Below are 18,196 nucleotides of genomic sequence, written 5' to 3'. Positions count from 1 at the left end.
TTATTTAGGAGATATAAAAATGAGTATGCAAGATCCAATATCTGATATGTTAACACGTATTAGAAATGGACAGTCAGCTAATAAATATTCTGTTAAGTTACCTGCTTCTAAATTAAAAAATTCTATAATAAAATTATTAAAAAAAGAAGGTTATATTACTGATTACATAAAAAGTAAAAATAAATTAGAAGTAGAAATTGTTTTAAAATATTTTAAAGGTAAACCTGTAATAGAAATGATTAAAAGAGTTAGTCGACCAAGTTTACGTGTATATAAAAATAAGAATAATTTACCAAAAGTTATGGCTGGATTAGGAATAGCTATAATCTCTACTTCATATGGCATCATGACAGATCAAACTGCTCGAAAACTTGGTTTTGGTGGTGAAGTTATATGTTATATAGCTTAAAGGAGGAAAAATGTCTCGTATTGCTAAGCGTCCAATTTCTATTCCTGAAGATATTCAAATTATATTAAAAGAACAATTAATATCTATTCAAGGAAAATATGGTCATCTTTCACGTATAATTCATCCTTCAGTTGAGATGATACTTTTAAATAAACAAATTACTTTTAAAGCACGTTTAGGATTTTCTGATGGTTGGGCGCAAGCTGGAACATCTAGAGCACTAGTTTATTCAATGATAATAGGGGTTTCGAAGAAATTTAGTAAAAAATTACAATTTTCTGGAGTAGGGTACCGTGTATCAATAAAAAAAGATAATATTATTAGTATGTCAATAGGATATTCTCATTCAGTTATTTATTCTTTGCCTCCTGATATTGAAGCAGAAAACCCATCTTCTACAGAGATTATTATAAAAGGAATAGATAAACAATTAGTTGGTCAAGTTGCATCTAATTTAAGATCTTATCGAAAGCCAGAACCATATAAAGGTAAAGGTATTCGATACTTTAATGAGAATATACGTGTAAAAGAGGCTAAAAAAAAGTAAAATGATTATTTCTAAAAATTTTAAGATAAATGCACGTATACGTCGATTAAAAAAAACACGTTGCAAAATGAAATCATTAGGTGTTACGCGTTTAGTTGTTCATCGTACTTCACGTCATATATATGCTCAAATTATTTCTTCTGAATCAAAAGTTTTAGCTTATGCTTCAACTTTAGAAAGAAAAATTAAATCTAATTTAAAATATACGGGAAATAAAGAAGCTGCAAAAACTATCGGTAAAATTATTGCAAAGCGATCATTATCTTGTGGTATTTCAAATGTTTCTTTTGATCGTTCTGGGTTTAAATATCATGGACGTATAAAAGAATTAGCAGATTCTGCTAGAAATTTTGGATTAACGTTTTAAGGTATAAAAAAATGGTTAATATTGATAAAAAAAATAGTGGTGAATTACAAGAAAAGTTAATTACAGTAAATCGTGTTTCTAAAACAGTTAAAGGCGGTCGGGTTTTTTCGTTTACTGCTTTAACAGTTGTTGGAAATGGAAATGGACGTGTTGGTTTTGGATATGGAAAAGCTCGTGAAGTACCAGCTGCTATTCAAAAAGCAATGGAAAAAGCAAGACGTAATATGATTAGTATACCATTAATTAATAGAACTTTACAGCATCCTCTTAAAGGATCTCATACTGGTTCTAATATATTTATGAAGCCAGCATCAGATGGAACTGGGATTATTGCTGGAGGCGCTATGCGAGCAGTTTTAGAAGTCGCTGGTATACATAATGTATTGGCTAAAACATATGGTTCAACTAATCCTATTAATGTTGTTCGTGCAACTATGCATGGTTTAATTAATATGAAATCTCCTGAAATAGTAGCAGCTAAAAGAAATAAGACTATTAAAGAGATATATAAATAAGGTAGATATGAATTTATGAAAACTATTAAGATTACTCAGATTAAAAGTATAATAGGTAGAATTCCTATTCATAAAAAAACGTTATTTGGATTAGGATTAAGGTATATTGGTCATACTGTTACCCTGCAAGATACTCCATCAATTAGAGGTATGATTAAAAAAATATCTTATATTTTAAAAATACAGGAGTAAAAATGCATGTATTTAAATACTTTATCTCCATCAATTGGATCTAAAAAAATTAAAAAACGATTAGGTCGAGGGATTGGTTCTGGTTTTGGAAAAACTGCAGGTAGAGGGCATAAAGGGCAAAAATCTAGATCTGGTAGTCATATACGTCGTGGTTTTGAAGGTGGTCAAATGCCTTTATATAGAAGACTTCCTAAATTTGGATTTAATTCCAGAAAAAAAAATATCACTAAAGAAGTAAGATTATCTCAAATTTCAAAACTTGATACAAATATAATTGATTTAATAATTTTGAAAGAAAAAAATATTATTAATAAAAATATTAAATTTGTTAAAATTATTCTCTCAGGAGAGGTAAAAAAACCTTTAATATTACGTGGTTTACGTGTTACTCGAGGTGCTCGTTTAATAATTGAAAACAATGGTGGTAAAATTGAAGGATAATTAGTAAATAATGATTAGCAAATTAGGAATAAATTTTAAAAATTCTAAAAATAGTATTATTGAGTTAAAAAATAGAATTATTTTTTTAATAATTGCATTAGTAATTTTTCGTATTGGTTCTTTTATACCTATACCTGGAATTGATACTACAATTTTATCTAAGATATTAAATAATCAAAAAGGTACTATTTTTGAAATGTTTAATATGTTTTCTGGTGGTGCTCTTAATCGTGCATCTATTTTTGCTTTAGGTATTATGCCATATATATCAGCATCTATTATTGTTCAATTATTAACTCTGGTTATTCCTTTTTTATCTGAAATTAAAAAAGAAGGAGAAACAGGTAGATATAAAATTAATCAATACACAAGATATGCAACATTAATTTTATCATTTTTCCAATCATTTGGAATTATTACAAGTTTATCTAGTATATCTAGTGTACGTCCTATTATTATTCATGTAGATTTTTATTTTTATTTTACTTCTATTATAATATTAGTAACTGGCACTATGTTTTTAATGTGGTTAGGAGAATTAATTACAGAATGTGGAATTGGAAATGGAATTTCTATAATAATTTTTACAGGTATAATTGCTGGTCTTCCATCTGCTATTGTACATACAATTGAGCAAACTAGACAAGGGTATTTACATTTATTTTTATTTTTTTGTATTTTAATATTAATTTTTTTAGTTGTTTTTTTAGTTGTTTTTATTGAACGTAGTCAGAGAAAAATTATTGTTCATTATGCTCAACGTCAAAAAGGTCGTCGTATTTATTCTACACAAAGCACTCATTTACCTCTTAAAGTAAACATGTCTGGTGTAATACCTGCAATTTTTGCTTCTAGTATTGTTTTGTTTCCTGCAACTATTATATCCTGGTTTGGAATAGATAAAAAATGTGGTTTTTTAAAAACTATTTCAATTTATTTTCAACCTAATCAACCATTATATTTATTTTTATATATTGTATCTATTATCTTTTTTTGTTTTTTTTATACTGGACTAGTATTTAATCCTCGTGAAACAGCTGATAATTTAAAAAAATCTGGAGCTTTTATTTCTGGAATCAGACCAGGAGAGCAAACAGCTAAATATATTGATAAGATAATGCTGAGATTGACATTATTTGGTTCATTATATATCACATTTATTTGTTTAATACCAGAATTTATGAGAAGTGCGATGAATGTATCATTTTATTTTGGTGGGACTTCATTATTAATTGTAGTTGTTGTAATTATAGATTTTATTGCACAAGTACAGACTTTAATAATGTCTAGTCAATATGAATCTATATTAAAAAAATCTAAATTAAATTAAATTTTTTTAATAAAAAAGGACATGTTTAATGAAAGTTAAAGCTTCTGTTAAAATACTTTGTAGAAATTGTAAAATTATACGACGTAATAATGTTGTAAGAGTTATTTGTAAAAATGATCCTAAACATAAACAACGTCAAGGTTAAATTAAAATAAAATATTTAAAATAAAAAATATTTTATATTTTAAAAATTTTAATATATTAATTAGTTTTATAAAATTAAAGGATTATATAAGATGGCTCGTATTGCTGGTATTAATATTCCTGAGAATAAACATATTTTAATTGCATTAACAAAAATATACGGTATTGGTAAAAAGCGTTCTAAAATTATTTGTATGAATTCAAAGATTTCAGAGACTATAAAAGTTATTGATTTAAAAGAATCAGATATTGAACTTTTAAGAGAAAATATTTCTAAATATATTGTTGAAGGTGACTTAAGAAGAGAAAAAACTTTAAATATTAAACGTTTAATTGATCTTAATTGCTATCGAGGTACACGTCATCGAAAACATCTTCCTGTTCGAGGACAAAGAACTAAAACGAATGCTCGTACTTGCAAAGGCCCTAGAAAGGCAATAAAAAAATAATTCAGGTAATTTAAATTATGGTAAAAAATTCAGTTGTTAAAACAAAAAAACGTATAAAAAAACAAATAAACGATGGAATAGCACATATTCATGCTTCATTTAATAATACAATTGTGACTATTACTGATCGACAAGGAAACTCTCTAGGTTGGGCTACATCTGGAGGTTCTGGATTTAGAGGATCTCGAAAATCCACTCCTTTTGCAGCACAAGTTGCTGCTGAACGTTGTGCAAAAATGGTTAAAGGTTATGGTATAAAAAATTTAGAAGTTATGGTAAAAGGACCTGGTCCTGGAAGAGAATCAACTATTAGAGCATTAAATGCAGCTGGATTTCGTATTACAAATATTACTGATGTTACACCTATACCTCATAATGGTTGTCGTCCGCCTAAAAAACGTCGTGTTTAATTTTTTTTATAGATTATTAGGAGAATAAAATGGCAAAATACTTAGGTCCAAAATTAAAATTAAGTCGACGTGAAGGTACTGATTTATTTTTAAAATCTGGATTTCGTTCAATAGAATCAAAGTGCAAGTTAGAACATCCTCCTGGACAACATGGTACACGTAAACCTAGACTATCCGATTATGCTATTCAATTACGTGAAAAACAAAAAGTACGTCGTCTTTATGGTATTTTAGAGAAGCAATTTAGAATATATTATAAAAAAGCTTCTCGTTTAAAAGGTAATACTGGAGAAAATTTATTAAAAATTTTAGAAAGAAGACTTGATAATGTTGTTTATCGAATTGGTTTTGGATGCACTCGTTCTGAAGCGAGACAACTAATAAGTCATAAATCTGTTAAAGTTAACGATCATATTGTTAACATTGGATCATATCAAGTATCCCCTAACGATCGAATATCTATCAGGGAAAAATCTAAAAATCAATCTCGAATTAAAGCAGCTTTAGAGTTAACTGAACAACGAGAAAAACCAATTTGGATTGAGGTAAATACTGATAAAATGGAAGGTATTTTTAAAAGATTTCCTGAACGTTCAGATTTATCTGCAGAAATTAATGAGCATTTAATTGTAGAACTTTATTCTAAGTAATAAGTTTTTTTACTAGATATATAGGTTGATTATGCAGAATTCTATTATAGATTTTTTAAAACCACGTTTAGTTGATATTGAACAAATCACTCCAACTCATACTAAAGTAACATTAGAGCCTTTAGAACGAGGATTTGGGCACACACTTGGAAATGCATTACGTAGAATTTTGCTATCTTCTATGCCAGGATGTGCAGTTACTGAAGTTGAAATCGATGGTGTTCTACATGAATATAGTACTAAAGAAGGAGTTCAAGAAGATATTTTAGAAATTTTACTAAATTTAAAAGATTTAGCAGTTAAATTACATAAAAAAGATGAAGTTTATATGACTATTAATAAATCAGGTATTAGTTGTGTGACTGCATCAGATATTATACATGATAATGATGTTGAAATTATAAAACCAAACCATGTAATTTGTCATTTAACAGATCATCATGCTTCAATTAAAATGAAAATTAAAGTACAGCGTGGAAGAGGTTATATTCCAGCTTCCGCTCGGGTACATTCAGAAGAAGAATCAAGACCAATTGGTTGTTTATTAGTTGATGCATGTTATAGTCCTATAGATCGTATTGTTTATAATGTTGAAGCTGCAAGGGTGGAACAAAGAACTGATTTAGATAAACTCATTATTGAAATGAAAACTAATGGTACAATTGATCCTGAAGAAGCTATAAGACGTGCAGCTACTATTTTATCAGAACAGTTAGAAGCGTTTGTTGATTTAAGAGATGTAAAAGAGCCTGAAATAAAAGAAGAAAAACCTGAATTTGAACCTATTTTATTACGTCCTGTAGATGATTTAGAACTAACTGTTCGATCAGCTAATTGTTTAAAAGCTGAATCTATACATTATATAGGTGATTTAGTACAAAAAACTGAAGTAGAACTTTTAAAAACTCCTAATTTAGGTAAAAAATCATTAACTGAAATTAAAGATATATTAGCTTCTAGAAATTTATCTCTTGGGATGAAATTAGAAAAATGGCCTCCCTCAAATATTTTAGAAGAATAACTTTATTTAATGAAATAATATATTTTATTACATAGGTAAAATTATGCGACATCGTAAAATAGGCCGTAAATTAAATTGTAATAGTAGTCATCGTAATGCTATATTCAAAAATATGGCGTGTTCTTTTTTTCTTAATGAAATTATAAAAACTACATTATCTAAAGCAAAAGAGCTTCGTCGAATTGTTGAACCTATGATTACATTTTCAAAAATAGATAGTGTTTCAAGAAGAAGAATATTATTTGCAAAAACTAGAAATAATGAAGTTGTAACTAAATTATTTAAAAATTTAGGTCCTATGTTTTATAAAAGATGTGGTGGTTATACACGTATTTTAAAATGTGGTTTTCGTTCTGGTGATAAAGCTCCTATGGCTTATATTGAATTAGTTGATCGTGTTAAAAAAAATACAAAAAAAGATAATATTAGAAATTAATAGTTTTTAGATAAAATAAAATTATTTCATAGCAAACGGATTAGCCGTTTGCTTATAAAAATTATAATATTATTAAAATAATATTTTTCCAATTTTAAAATTATTTTTATTTGAAGTGATTATTTGTTGAATATTTAAAATATTTTTTCCAGGAAATTGTATTTTTTCAATATTTAAAATATCTTGTTTGGTTTCTATTTGAATTCCTTTTTTATTAATAGAAATAATTCTACCTGTTGTATTTTTGCAAGGTCCATTTTTTATTATACTTGCTTGCCAAACTTTAATATGTATATTATTTAAAACAAAATAACATATTGGCCAAGGATTAAACGCACGTATCAATCTTTCTAAAAATTTAGCATTTTTATTTGAATTTAATAATGCTTCTTTTTTTAAAATTTTTTTTGAAAAAGTAGCATATTGTTCATTTTGTTTTTTTGATGAATCTATATTATTATCTATTTTATATAATGCATCTAATAATGTTTGAATACCGAGTTTTGACAATTTATTAGATAATTTTTTTGTTGTATCAGTGATTTTTATTTCACATTCATTTGAAGTTATAATATCACCAGAATCAACTTTATCATTCATCTTAATTACACTAATTCCAGTTTTTTTATCTCCAAATAGAATTGCGGATTGTATTGGTGTTGGACCTCTCCATCTAGGTAGTAAAGAAGCGTGTACATTAATACATCCTTTTTTAAATATAGATAATATTATTTGAGGTATTATTTTTCCATATGCAACAACTATCATAATATCTGCTTGAAAATTTAATATAATTTTGTAAAATTTTTCATTATTTAAATTTAATGGTTGTAAAACTGGAAGATTATTTTTTATAGCTAATTGTTTCACAGGAGAAAAAATGATTTTTTGACCCCTTCCAAATGGTCGATCTGGTTGAGTAATTACAGCTATTATATTATAATTATATTTTATTAATGCAGATAAATGTTTTTCAGAAAAATTTGCTGTTCCGGCAAAAATAATTTTTAATTTTTTCAAATTAGTTTTTATCCTTTAACATAATTTTTTTATTTATTTTTCTAATTTTTTTCTTAATTCTTTCTTGTTTTAATAATGATAAATAATCTATAAATAATTTTCCTTTTAAATGATCGATTTCGTGTTGTATACAAACGGATAATATTGATTTAGCTTCTATTTCTATTAAATTTCCATATAAATTTATAGCTTTTACTTTAATGTATTTTGAACGTGGTATAAATGCACGATATTCTGGAATAGATAGGCATCCTTCTTCAATACTAATATTACCTTTTTTTTCAATGATTTCAGGATTAATAAGTATTAAATATGGTTTTTTATTATTATTATTACTTCTTACAACTATAATTTGTAATGGAATGTTAACTTGTGTAGCAGCTAATCCAATTCCTTCTTTTTTATACATAGTATCTAACATATCATATGATATTTTTTTTATTTCTTTTGTAATTTTATTAATGGGTTTTGCAATAATTTTTAATCTTGAATCTGGATATTGTAATATTTTTAAAACAGACATATATTTGTTATATTATTATAAAATTATTTAATTTTATAGTATAAACTTTTTTAGTATTTTTTAGAAATTTTTTCTTAAAAAAGATTATAGTTTTAATAATTTTAAATAAAAAATATATTGTTCATTTTATATATAGAATTTTTTATATATATAAAGTAAGAAAGAATATATTATTAAATATTTAAATTTATAATGTATAATTGAGGATATAATGTTTGAAATATTAATATATTTATTTGAAACTTATGTTCATAACAAATCAGAAATATCTATTAATTATGAAAGTCTTACAAATGATTTATCAAATATTGGTTTTCAAAAAAAAGATATTTATAATGCTTTACTTTGGCTAAAGAATTTATCTTGTTATAAAAAAAATAGTATTTCTCCTATTAATTTAGCTTCAGATCAAATTTCAACACGAATATATGATCCAGAAGAATTATTAAAATTTAATGTTGATTGTCGTGGTTTTATGCTTTTTCTAGAGCAATTAGAGATATTAACATTAGATATACGTGAAATGTTAATTGAAAAAATTATGGCTTTAGAAGATACTGAATTAAATCTTGAAGATTTAAAATGGATTATTTTAATTATATTATTTAATGTTCCAGGATATGAAGTTGTATATAAAAAACTTGAGAATTTATTATTTAATTTTAAAACAGAAATTATACATTAAAATTATATATTAAATAAAAAAATAAATAATATTTCTTAGGGAATTACTGTATGAGTAAAAATTTTCACTTGAATTCATTAATTTCTTGTATACAACATTTATATTCCAAAAAAGTAATTGCCTATCCTACAGAATCAATGTTTGGATTAGGTTGCGATCCAGATAGTAAAAAAGCTGTTAGAAATTTATTAATTCTAAAAAAAAGAAGCATAGAGAAAGGTTTTATATTAGTATCTTCTAACTACAAACAAATAAAAAAATATATTGATGAAACAAAAATATCAATTAATCAAAAAAAAATTATGTTTAAATTATGGCCAGGTCCAGTTACTTTTTTATTACCATCTAATCCTCTAGTACCGTATTGGTTGACTGGTCGGTTTAATACTATAGCAGTTCGTATTAGTAATCATTTTAGTATTATTAAATTATGTAATATTTTTGGAAAACCATTAATATCTACAAGTGCAAATTTTTCAAATATGCCTCCATGTCGTACAAAAAGGGATGTTTTGAAAAATTTTGGTGAAAAATTTCCATTACTTAATGGAAAAATAGGAAATGAAAAAAATCCTTCTAAGATAATTAATATTATTGATGGAAAATTAATTCGTTATGTATAAAGATCAAATTAAAAATTTTAATTATGCTTTATTTGGAAATCCTGTTAATCATAGTCAATCACCTAAAATTCATGATTATTTTTCAAAACAAACAGAAATTTTTCATATTTATAAGGCAATTAATATTCCATTAAATAAATTTTCTTTAATAGTATCAAATTTTTTTAAAAATAATATTAAAGGGGCCAATGTTACATCTCCATTTAAGAAGGAAGCATATTTTTTTTCTAATAAATTGACTAAGAGAGCTAAAATTGCTCAATCTGTTAATACATTAAAAAAATTAAATGATTCATGTATTTTAGGGGATAATACTGATGGGATTGGTTTGTTATCTGATTTAAATAGATTAAAATTTATAAAAAAAAATTTTTCTGTATTAATATTAGGTGCTGGAGGTGCAGTAAAAGGAGTTTTATTACCAATTTTATCATTAGGATGTAAAGTTTATATTTTAAATAGAACTTTTTCAAATGCTTTAAAATTAGTTAACCAATTTAATCAATATGGTAATATTCAAGTATTTAAAAAAAGTGATTTAAAAGATAGTTTTTTTGATTTAGTTATTAATGGAGTTTCTAGAAATATTCAATTTAATAGTGAGATTCCAATTCATTTATTTTCTTCTAAAACTTTTTTTTACGATATGAATTATAGTTCTAAAAATACATATTTTATTGATTATTGTATAAGGTTAGGAAGTAAATATATTTCTGACGGTACTGGAATGTTAGTTTTTCAAGCTGCTTATTCTTTTTTAAATTGGCATAATATATTACCTAAAACAGATTATATTATTAATATTTTAAATAAAAAATAATTTTTTATATATTTTATTTATATAAAAAATACTTGACTTTTTTTTTGATCTGTATTATTTATTATTATAATAAATATTATTTTTTAAATTAAAAAAGTCCCCTTCGTCTAGAGGTTAGGACATCGCCCTTTCACGGCGGCAACAGGGGTTCAAATCCCCTAGGGGACGAAATAAGATATTTTTTAAAATTAAGTATATACTAATTTAAATTATTATGTTATCCTTATATCCTTAAAAAAATCTTTAAAAAATTTTACATCAAAGCTCTTTAAAAATTCGGAAAACAAGCATTTTTATTAAAAAACACCTGTGGGTTGTAAGGTTAAGCAAATAAGCGTATATGGTGAATGCCTTGGCAGTCAGAGGCGATGAAGGACGTGCTAATCTGCGAAAAGCGTCGGTAAGCTGATATGAAGCGTTATAGCCGTCGGTATCCGAATGGGGAAACCCGATACATTTTTTGTATCATTATTAATTGAATCAAATAAATTAATAAAGCAAACCAAGGGAACTGAAACATCTAAGTACCTTGAGGAAAAGAAATCAACCGAGATTCCCTAAGTAGTGGCGAGCGAAAGGGGAAAAGCCCAGAACTATAATCAATATATTTTATAGTAGAATGATTTTGGAAAAGTCAGCAATATATGGTGATAGCCCAGTATACGAAATGAAATATATTGTGAGTTCGAAAAGTAGAGCGGGACACGAGAAATCCTGTTTGAATATGGGGGGACCATCCTCCAAGGCTAAATACTCCTGACTGACCGATAGTGAACTAGTACCGTAAGGGAAAGGCGAAAAGAACCCCGGCTAGGGGAGTGAAATAGAACCTGAAACCGTATACGTACAAGCAGTGGAAGCATTTGGAAATATTTAAATGTGACTGCGTACCTTTTGTATAATGGGTCAGCGACTTGTGCTCTGTAGCAAGGTTAACTGAATAAGGGAGCCGAAGGGAAACCGAGTCCTAAATAGGCGTTAAGTTGCAGGGTACAGACCCGAAACCCGGTGATCTAGCCATGGGCAGGTTGAAGGTTGGGTAAAACTAACTGGAGGACCGAACCGACTGATGTTGAAAAATCAGCGGATGACCTGTGGTTAGGGGTGAAAGGCCAATCAAACCGGGAGATAGCTGGTTCTCCCCGAAAGCTATTTAGGTAGCGCCTCGTGAATTCATCTTCGGGGGTAGAGCACTGTTTCGGTTAGGGGGTCATCCCGACTTACCAATCCGATGCAAACTCCGAATACCGTAGAATGTTATCACGGGAGACACACAGCGGGTGCTAACGTTCGTTGTGGAGAGGGAAACAACCCAGACCGCCAGCTAAGGTCCCAAAATTATAGTTAAGTGGGAAACGATGTGGGAAGGCATAAACAGCCAGGATGTTGGCTTAGAAGCAGCCATCATTTAAAGAAAGCGTAATAGCTCACTGGTCAAGTCGGCCTGCGCGGAAGATTTAACGGGGCTCAAACTATATACCGAAGCTGCGGCAGCTAAAAATTAATTTTTTTGTTGGGTAGGGGAGCGTTCTGTAAGCTGTAGAAGATATATTGTAAAATATATTGGAGGTATCAGAAGTGCGAATGCTGACATGAGTAACGATAAAGCAGGTGAAAAACCTGCTCGCCGAAAAACCAAGGTTTCCTGTCCAACGTTAATCGGGGCAGGGTGAGCCGACCCCTAAGGCGAGGCTGAAAAGCGTAGTCGATGGGAAACAGGTTAATATTCCTGTGCTTAGTTTTATTGCGAAGGGGGGACGGAGAAGGTTAGGTTATCCAGGTGACGGTTTATCCTGGTTTAAATGTGTAGGTATGATAATTAGGCAAATCCGGTTATCTTTAATCTGAGGCATGATGACGAATCATTACGGTGATGAAGTAACTAATACCATACTTCCAAGAAAAGCCTCTAAGCTTCAGATAAATCTAAATCGTACCCAAAACCGACACAGGTGGTTAGGTAGAGAATACTAAGGCGCTTGAGAGAACCCAGGTGAAGGAACTAGGCAAAATAGTGCCGTAACTTCGGGAGAAGGCACGCTAGTTTAAGTGATGGGATTTTACTTCCTGAGCTAAAGCTAGTCGAAGATACCAGCTGGCTGCAACTGTTTATTAAAAACACAGCACTGTGCAAACACGAAAGTGGAAGTATACGGTGTGACGCCTGCCCGGTGCCGGAAGGTTAATCGAAAGGGTTAAAGGAGACTTGAAGCTCTGGAATGAAGCCCCGGTAAACGGCGGCCGTAACTATAACGGTCCTAAGGTAGCGAAATTCCTTGTCGGGTAAGTTCCGACCTGCACGAATGGCGTAATGATGGCCAGGCTGTCTCCACCTGGGACTCAGTGAAATTGAAATTGCTGTGAAGATGCAGTATACCCGCGGCAAGACGGAAAGACCCCGTGAACCTTTACTATAGCTTGACACTGAATTCTGAATTTTAATGTGTAGGATAGGTGGGAGGCTATGAAGTTAAAACGCTAGTTTTAATGGAGCTGCACTTGAAATACCACCCTTTAGAATTCGGTATTCTAACCTAGTACCGTAATCCGGTATAGAGACAGTGTCTGGTGGGTAGTTTGACTGGGGCGGTCTCCTCCTAAAGAGTAACGGAGGAGTACGAAGATTGGCTAATCACGGTCGGACATCGTGAGTTTAGTGTAAAGGCATAAGCCAGTTTGACTGTGAGCATGATAATGCGAGCAGGTGCGAAAGCAGGTCTTAGTGATCCGGTGGTTCTGTATGGAAGGGCCATCGCTCAACGGATAAAAGGTACTCCGGGGATAACAGGCTGATACCGCCCAAGAGTTCATATCGACGGCGGTGTTTGGCACCTCGATGTCGGCTCATCACATCCTGGGGCTGAAGCAGGTCCCAAGGGTATGGCTGTTCGCCATTTAAAGTGGTACGCGAGCTGGGTTTAGAACGTCGTGAGACAGTTCGGTCCCTATCTGCCGTGGGCGTTGGAAGATTGAGGGGGGCTGCTTCTAGTACGAGAGGACCGAAGTGGACGCATCACTGGTGTTCGGGTTGTCATGCCAATGGCATTGCCCGGTAGCTATATGCGGGAAAGATAAGTGCTGAATGCATATAAGCACGAAACTTGCCCCAAGATTAATCTTCCCTGAAACAGAAATGTTTACTGAAGGGACGTTGAAGACTACAACGTTGATAGGCTAGATGTGTAAGCACAGCAATGTGTTGAGCTAACTAGTACTAATGACCCGAGAGGCTTGACCTTACAACACCAGAGGTGTTTTTTAAATAAATTTAATAAAAAGCTTGTTTTACTGAATTTATTGTTGTATTAATATATATATATATTATAATAATAAAAAATATAATACCTGGTAAAAATAGTGTAATGGTACCACCTGAAACCATCCCGAACTCAGAAGTGAAACGTTATATCGCCGATGGTAGTACGGGGTTTCCCTGTGTGAGAGTAGGTATATTCCAGGTAATAAAAAAAACCCGAAAAATTTTTTCGGGTTTTTTTATATTTGAAGTAAATGATTTTTTTATATAAATTATTAAAGAGTAATAAATATTATAAAAAAATATTTTTTTAATATATACTTTCTGGATAACAATAGATTTACATGTTAATCTATTAAGAATTTTATATTATTTTTGATTTTTTGTTTTTATTATAAAAATCATTTATAATTGTTTTAGTTTAGTTCGTTTTTTAATTTAGTATATTTTTATGTGAAGGTAATATAGATGTCCAAGATTAAAGGTAATGTTAAGTGGTTTAATGAGTCTAAAGGTTTTGGTTTTATTACTCCAGAAGACGGAAGTAAAGATGTTTTTGTTCACTTTTCAGCTATACAAAGTAACGGATTTAAAACTTTAGCAGAAGGTCAAAGTGTTGAGTTTGAAATTACTGAAGGAGCAAAGGGACCATCTGCTGCTAATGTGATTAGTTTATAGATTATTTATTTTTTAGATTTAAAAAATAATAAAATAAATATCTTTTTTAGTACGGCTCTTTATCGAGCTGTACTATATGCAAAAAAATTATTTTTTTATAATACTATTCTTACCATATTTATTTGACTGATATCATAGTATAATTTTTCGATTTGTTTAAAATTTTTAGCACATATTGTAATTGAAATAGAAATATAATTTCCTCTACTGCTAGATTTTATTTGAGGTATATAATCTCCAGGAATTTGAATTTGAATAACTTTTATTATTTGATCAATAAGCTCAGGTTTAGAAAGACCAATAATCTTATAAGTAAAAAAACAAGGGAATTTTAACATTTCTCTTAATTTTGTCTTCATTAATTAATCCTGGTTTATTTTTTATAAAATATTTTTTTTATTAATATCTATTTTTTAAATTAGATTAAATTTATTAGATTTTATTTAAGATATTAAAATTATAACTAATTTAGTTAATTTATTATACTGATATTATAGAAAATAATGTATTTTATTTTAAAAATATTTTTTATAGGAAGATTATGTTAAAAATTTTTAATACTTTAACTAGAAAAAAAGAACAATTTTTTTCTATCAAAGATAAGAAAGTTAATTTATATGTTTGCGGTGTGACTGTATATGATTTTTGTCATATTGGTCATGCTCGTACATTTGTTGTTTTTGATATGATAGTACGTTATTTAAGATTATTAGGTTTTCAAGTAAAGTATATTCGAAATATTACAGATATTGATGATAAAATTATTTCAAAATCATTAGAACAAAAAGTTAATGTTAATTTTTTTTCAAAAAAGATGATTAATATGATGCATGAAGATTTTAACCATTTAGGGATTGAACCTCCTAATAAAGAACCTCGTGTAACTGATTATATTAATGATATTATTTTAATAATAAAAAAATTAATTAAAAGTAAACATGCGTATATTAATTGTGAAGGAGATGTTCTTTTTTCAGTAGATAATGATCGATATTATGGAACTTTATCAAAACAATTATTAAATAGATTAGTATCCGGAACACGTGATACTCAAAATACAATAAAAAAGAATCCATTAGACTTTTTACTTTGGAAAAAATCCAATCAAAAGGATAATTATTATTGGAGTTCACCATGGGGGAATGGTCGTCCAGGATGGCATATTGAATGTACAACTATCACTAATATTTTTTTTAAAGATTCTATAGATATTCATGGAGGAGGATCAGATCTTTTATTTCCTCATCACGAAAATGAAATAGCTCAGTCTAGATGTTTAAATAAGGCATTTAAAATTAATTTTTGGATGCACTCTGGAATGGTGATAATTAATAATCAAAAAATGTCTAAATCTTTAGGTAATGTTTATTTTTTAAAAGATATTTTATTAAATTATCAATCCGAAGTATTGCGATATTTTTTTTTATCTACACATTATCGTCATCCTATTTATTATTCTGAAGGAAATTTAAAAAAATCTGAATCATCATTAAGATATTTATATAATACACTACATGATACAAATCCTATACCTAATTTTAAAATTGGATTAAGTTTAGAAAAATCATTTTATTCTGCTATGAATGATGATTTTAATACGCCTCAAGCATTATCTATTTTAATAAAGATAGCTAAAAAAGTTAATTATTTTAAAAAAAATGATATATATAAATCTAATTTATTTGCTTTTAGATTAAAAAAATTAGCTATGCATTTAAATTTTTTATCAGATGATCCTAAAGAATTTTTACAAAAAAAAGTATTTCTTAATAAAGAAAAAATTAAAAAAATCGAGATATTAGTAAAAAAAAGAAATTATTTAAGAAGTTTAAAACTATGGAAAGCATCTGATCAAGTACGTGATGAATTAATGAAATTGGGTATAATTCTAGAAGATACTTCTAATAAAACATTTTGGAAATATAAAAAATAATATAATTTTATATGTTATCATGGTATTTTTCACAAGCTTCTAATGTATTTTGAAGTAATGTTGCAACTGTCATAGGTCCTACTCCGCCTGGAACAGGAGTAATATATGATGCTTTGAGAAAAGCTGATTCAAAATCTACATCACCTACTATACATCCATTTTTTAATCGATTAATTCCTACATCTATAATAATTGAATTTTTTTTAATCCAGCTACCTTTTAAAAATTTTGGTTTTCCAACAGCAACAATTAATAAATCAGCATTATTTACATGATTTTTTAAATTTTTTGTAAATCTATGTGTAATAGTTGTTGTGCATCCAGCTAGTAATAATTCCATGCTCATAGGTCTTCCTACTATATTTGATGCTCCGACTACAACTGCATTTAATCCATGAGTTTTAATTTTCATATATTTTAACATTGTAATAATTCCTTTTGGAGTGCATGCTCGTAATGTTGGGTTTCTTTGACATAATAAACCTGTATTATATGGATGAAAACCATCTACATCTTTATCTGGTCTAATGCTAGTAAAAATTTTAAAGTAATTTATTTTTTTAGGAATAGGTAATTGAATTAAAATACCATCGATATTAATATCATTATTCAATTTTTCTATAAGGTATAATATTTTTTCTTCATTAATAGAATTAGGGAAATTCCAATATTTAGAAATTAATCCAACGTTTTTACAAGCTGTTATTTTGTTATGCACATAAACCTCAGAAGCAGGATTATTTCCTATTAAAATCATTGCTAATCCTGGAATTCTATTTCCATTTTTTTTTCTAATATTAATTTTTTTAGAAATATTTTTTTTTAAGTATCTTGCTATTTTTTTTCCATCTATGATTATTGCAGACATTATTTATAACTCTATAATTTTTAAAAATTTTATTAAAAAATTATTTAATACTTAATATATTTACAATACATATTATTAATTTAGTTGCATATATATTGTTTTAATGTTAAATTTTATAATATTATATTTTTAAATGCGTTCTTAGCTCAGCTGGATAGAGCAACGGCCTTCTAAGCCGTAGGTCACAGGTTCGAATCCTGTAGAACGCAGAATTTAATTTTTATTATTTTTTAATATAATTTTTATTTTATTTTGAATATTTTTAGGTGTTGTTGTTCCATCTATTTTAAAAAATTTTAAATTTTGATTTTTTTGTTCTTTTAAGTAATATTGATTTAGTTGATTAATTTCTTTTTTGTAATTTTTAAGTCTTTTTTTAACACTTTCAAGTTTATCATCTTCTCTAATAGTTAATTTTTCTTGGGTAATATCATCTACCCCTTGTTTTTTAGGCGGATTAAAATAAACATGATAGGTTCTACCTGATTTTATGTGTATTCTTCTACCTGATATTCTTTTTAATATTAATTCATCTGGTACAATAAATTCTAAAACAAAATTAATTTTAATACCTAAATATGATATATATTTAGCTTGTTGTATTGTTCTTGGAAAACCATCTAGTAAAAAACCTTTTGAGCAATCATCTTGTTTTATTCTTTTATAAACGAGACGGCATACAATATCATCTGAAACTAAATCTCCATTATTTAAAATATTAAATATTTTTTTTCCGATATTATTATTTTTTTTAATATTTTCTCGAAGTATATCTCCTGTTGATATTTGAGGGATTTTATATTTTTTTGTAATAAACTTAGATTGAGTACCTTTTCCAGATCCAGGTGCTCCTAATAAAATAATATACATAATTAATTT

23 protein-coding genes, 2 tRNA genes and 2 rRNA genes are annotated in these 18,196 nt (G+C 28.1%); 22 read left to right on the top strand and 5 right to left on the bottom strand.

Going from position 1 to position 18,196, the window contains the following annotated elements; genetic code table 11:
- The first annotated feature begins 19 nt into the window (after window positions 1-19).
- From rpsH to rplQ, 13 genes are all read left to right on the top strand, one after another.
- On the top strand, window positions 20-409 hold the full coding sequence (gene rpsH, locus AB4W67_RS02510; protein WP_367682461.1) for a 30S ribosomal protein S8: 390 nt from the start codon (window positions 20-22) through the stop codon (window positions 407-409).
- Between the two features lie 10 nt (window positions 410-419).
- Window positions 420-956, top strand: coding sequence for a 50S ribosomal protein L6 (rplF, locus tag AB4W67_RS02505; RefSeq protein ID WP_367682460.1), 537 nt, complete (start codon window positions 420-422; stop codon window positions 954-956).
- A 1-nt stretch (window position 957) separates the two neighbouring features.
- Window positions 958-1,323, top strand: coding sequence for a 50S ribosomal protein L18 (gene rplR / locus AB4W67_RS02500; protein ID WP_367682459.1), 366 nt, complete (start codon window positions 958-960; stop codon window positions 1,321-1,323).
- Window positions 1,324-1,334: 11 nt separating this feature from the next.
- Window positions 1,335-1,838 carry a 30S ribosomal protein S5 gene (rpsE, locus tag AB4W67_RS02495; protein ID WP_367682458.1) on the top strand — a complete coding sequence of 168 codons (504 nt, stop codon included), beginning with the start codon at window positions 1,335-1,337 and terminating at the stop codon, window positions 1,836-1,838.
- Window positions 1,839-1,853: 15 nt separating this feature from the next.
- A complete protein-coding gene (gene rpmD, locus AB4W67_RS02490; RefSeq protein ID WP_367682457.1) occupies window positions 1,854-2,030 on the top strand; it encodes a 50S ribosomal protein L30 in 177 nt (58 codons plus the stop codon).
- A gap of 6 nt (window positions 2,031-2,036) precedes the next feature.
- The gene (gene rplO / locus AB4W67_RS02485) at window positions 2,037-2,471 is read left to right on the top strand and encodes a 50S ribosomal protein L15 (protein WP_367682456.1); all 435 of its coding nucleotides are present in this window, start codon (window positions 2,037-2,039) and stop codon (window positions 2,469-2,471) included.
- 10 nt (window positions 2,472-2,481) lie between these two features.
- Window positions 2,482-3,801, top strand: coding sequence for a preprotein translocase subunit SecY (gene secY / locus AB4W67_RS02480; RefSeq protein WP_367682455.1), 1,320 nt, complete (start codon window positions 2,482-2,484; stop codon window positions 3,799-3,801).
- Between the two features lie 28 nt (window positions 3,802-3,829).
- Entirely contained in the window at window positions 3,830-3,946 is a 117-nt protein-coding gene (gene rpmJ / locus AB4W67_RS02475; protein WP_367682454.1) for a 50S ribosomal protein L36, read from the top strand.
- 91 nt (window positions 3,947-4,037) lie between these two features.
- Window positions 4,038-4,394, top strand: coding sequence for a 30S ribosomal protein S13 (gene rpsM, locus AB4W67_RS02470; RefSeq protein ID WP_367682453.1), 357 nt, complete (start codon window positions 4,038-4,040; stop codon window positions 4,392-4,394).
- A gap of 17 nt (window positions 4,395-4,411) precedes the next feature.
- Window positions 4,412-4,804, top strand: a complete 393-nt coding sequence (rpsK, locus tag AB4W67_RS02465; protein ID WP_367682452.1) for a 30S ribosomal protein S11 — start codon at window positions 4,412-4,414, stop codon at window positions 4,802-4,804.
- Between the two features lie 29 nt (window positions 4,805-4,833).
- A complete protein-coding gene (gene rpsD, locus AB4W67_RS02460; RefSeq protein WP_367682451.1) occupies window positions 4,834-5,454 on the top strand; it encodes a 30S ribosomal protein S4 in 621 nt (206 codons plus the stop codon).
- Between the two features lie 31 nt (window positions 5,455-5,485).
- Window positions 5,486-6,475, top strand: a complete 990-nt coding sequence (gene rpoA / locus AB4W67_RS02455; RefSeq protein WP_367682450.1) for a DNA-directed RNA polymerase subunit alpha — start codon at window positions 5,486-5,488, stop codon at window positions 6,473-6,475.
- A 43-nt stretch (window positions 6,476-6,518) separates the two neighbouring features.
- The gene (gene rplQ / locus AB4W67_RS02450; RefSeq protein ID WP_367682449.1) at window positions 6,519-6,911 is read left to right on the top strand and encodes a 50S ribosomal protein L17; all 393 of its coding nucleotides are present in this window, start codon (window positions 6,519-6,521) and stop codon (window positions 6,909-6,911) included.
- 72 nt (window positions 6,912-6,983) lie between these two features.
- Here the strand turns inward: rplQ and fmt are convergent, their stop codons facing one another.
- A complete protein-coding gene (gene fmt, locus AB4W67_RS02445; RefSeq protein ID WP_367682448.1) occupies window positions 6,984-7,931 on the bottom strand; it encodes a methionyl-tRNA formyltransferase in 948 nt (315 codons plus the stop codon).
- Between the two features lies 1 nt (window position 7,932).
- Window positions 7,933-8,454 carry a peptide deformylase gene (gene def / locus AB4W67_RS02440; RefSeq protein WP_367682447.1) on the bottom strand — a complete coding sequence of 174 codons (522 nt, stop codon included), beginning with the start codon at window positions 8,452-8,454 and terminating at the stop codon, window positions 7,933-7,935.
- Between the two features lie 211 nt (window positions 8,455-8,665).
- Between def and AB4W67_RS02435 the strand changes: the two genes are divergently transcribed.
- From AB4W67_RS02435 to cspE, 7 genes are all read left to right on the top strand, one after another.
- A complete protein-coding gene (locus tag AB4W67_RS02435; RefSeq protein WP_367682446.1) occupies window positions 8,666-9,139 on the top strand; it encodes a DUF494 family protein in 474 nt (157 codons plus the stop codon).
- 50 nt (window positions 9,140-9,189) lie between these two features.
- A complete protein-coding gene (locus tag AB4W67_RS02430) occupies window positions 9,190-9,762 on the top strand; it encodes a Sua5/YciO/YrdC/YwlC family protein (protein ID WP_367682445.1) in 573 nt (190 codons plus the stop codon).
- Entirely contained in the window at window positions 9,755-10,582 is an 828-nt protein-coding gene (aroE, locus tag AB4W67_RS02425) for a shikimate dehydrogenase (RefSeq protein ID WP_367682444.1), read from the top strand. The genes AB4W67_RS02430 and aroE overlap by 8 nt, the downstream gene beginning before the upstream one ends.
- A 96-nt stretch (window positions 10,583-10,678) precedes the next feature.
- A tRNA-Glu gene (locus tag AB4W67_RS02420) sits at window positions 10,679-10,750 on the top strand.
- A gap of 152 nt (window positions 10,751-10,902) precedes the next feature.
- Window positions 10,903-13,821: ribosomal RNA gene (locus AB4W67_RS02415) — 23S ribosomal RNA — on the top strand.
- 105 nt (window positions 13,822-13,926) lie between these two features.
- A 5S ribosomal RNA gene (rrf, locus tag AB4W67_RS02410) occupies window positions 13,927-14,042 on the top strand.
- A gap of 264 nt (window positions 14,043-14,306) precedes the next feature.
- Window positions 14,307-14,516, top strand: a complete 210-nt coding sequence (gene cspE / locus AB4W67_RS02405; protein ID WP_009874442.1) for a transcription antiterminator/RNA stability regulator CspE — start codon at window positions 14,307-14,309, stop codon at window positions 14,514-14,516.
- Between the two features lie 95 nt (window positions 14,517-14,611).
- Here cspE and ybeD read toward each other — a convergent pair whose 3' ends face one another.
- Window positions 14,612-14,875, bottom strand: a complete 264-nt coding sequence (gene ybeD, locus AB4W67_RS02400; protein WP_367682443.1) for a DUF493 family protein YbeD — start codon at window positions 14,873-14,875, stop codon at window positions 14,612-14,614.
- A 182-nt stretch (window positions 14,876-15,057) separates the two neighbouring features.
- On the opposite strand from ybeD, the gene cysS reads away from it, so the two are divergent.
- Window positions 15,058-16,449, top strand: a complete 1,392-nt coding sequence (gene cysS / locus AB4W67_RS02395; RefSeq protein WP_367682442.1) for a cysteine--tRNA ligase — start codon at window positions 15,058-15,060, stop codon at window positions 16,447-16,449.
- A gap of 7 nt (window positions 16,450-16,456) precedes the next feature.
- Here the strand turns inward: cysS and folD are convergent, their stop codons facing one another.
- Entirely contained in the window at window positions 16,457-17,317 is an 861-nt protein-coding gene (gene folD, locus AB4W67_RS02390; RefSeq protein ID WP_367682441.1) for a bifunctional methylenetetrahydrofolate dehydrogenase/methenyltetrahydrofolate cyclohydrolase FolD, read from the bottom strand.
- A gap of 135 nt (window positions 17,318-17,452) precedes the next feature.
- Here folD and AB4W67_RS02385 point away from each other — a divergent pair.
- Window positions 17,453-17,526: transfer RNA gene (locus AB4W67_RS02385), tRNA-Arg, on the top strand.
- A gap of 4 nt (window positions 17,527-17,530) precedes the next feature.
- Here the strand turns inward: AB4W67_RS02385 and adk are convergent.
- A complete protein-coding gene (gene adk, locus AB4W67_RS02380; RefSeq protein ID WP_367682440.1) occupies window positions 17,531-18,187 on the bottom strand; it encodes an adenylate kinase in 657 nt (218 codons plus the stop codon).
- Window positions 18,188-18,196: the final 9 nt, after the last annotated feature.

The sequence above is a fragment of the Buchnera aphidicola (Protaphis terricola) genome (genome assembly GCF_964059145.1).
Taxonomy (GTDB): Bacteria; Pseudomonadota; Gammaproteobacteria; order Enterobacterales; family Enterobacteriaceae; genus Buchnera; species Buchnera aphidicola_BP.
The sequence above is the reverse complement of the archived record's forward strand: the minus strand, read 5'-3'. Positions and strand labels throughout refer to the sequence as shown.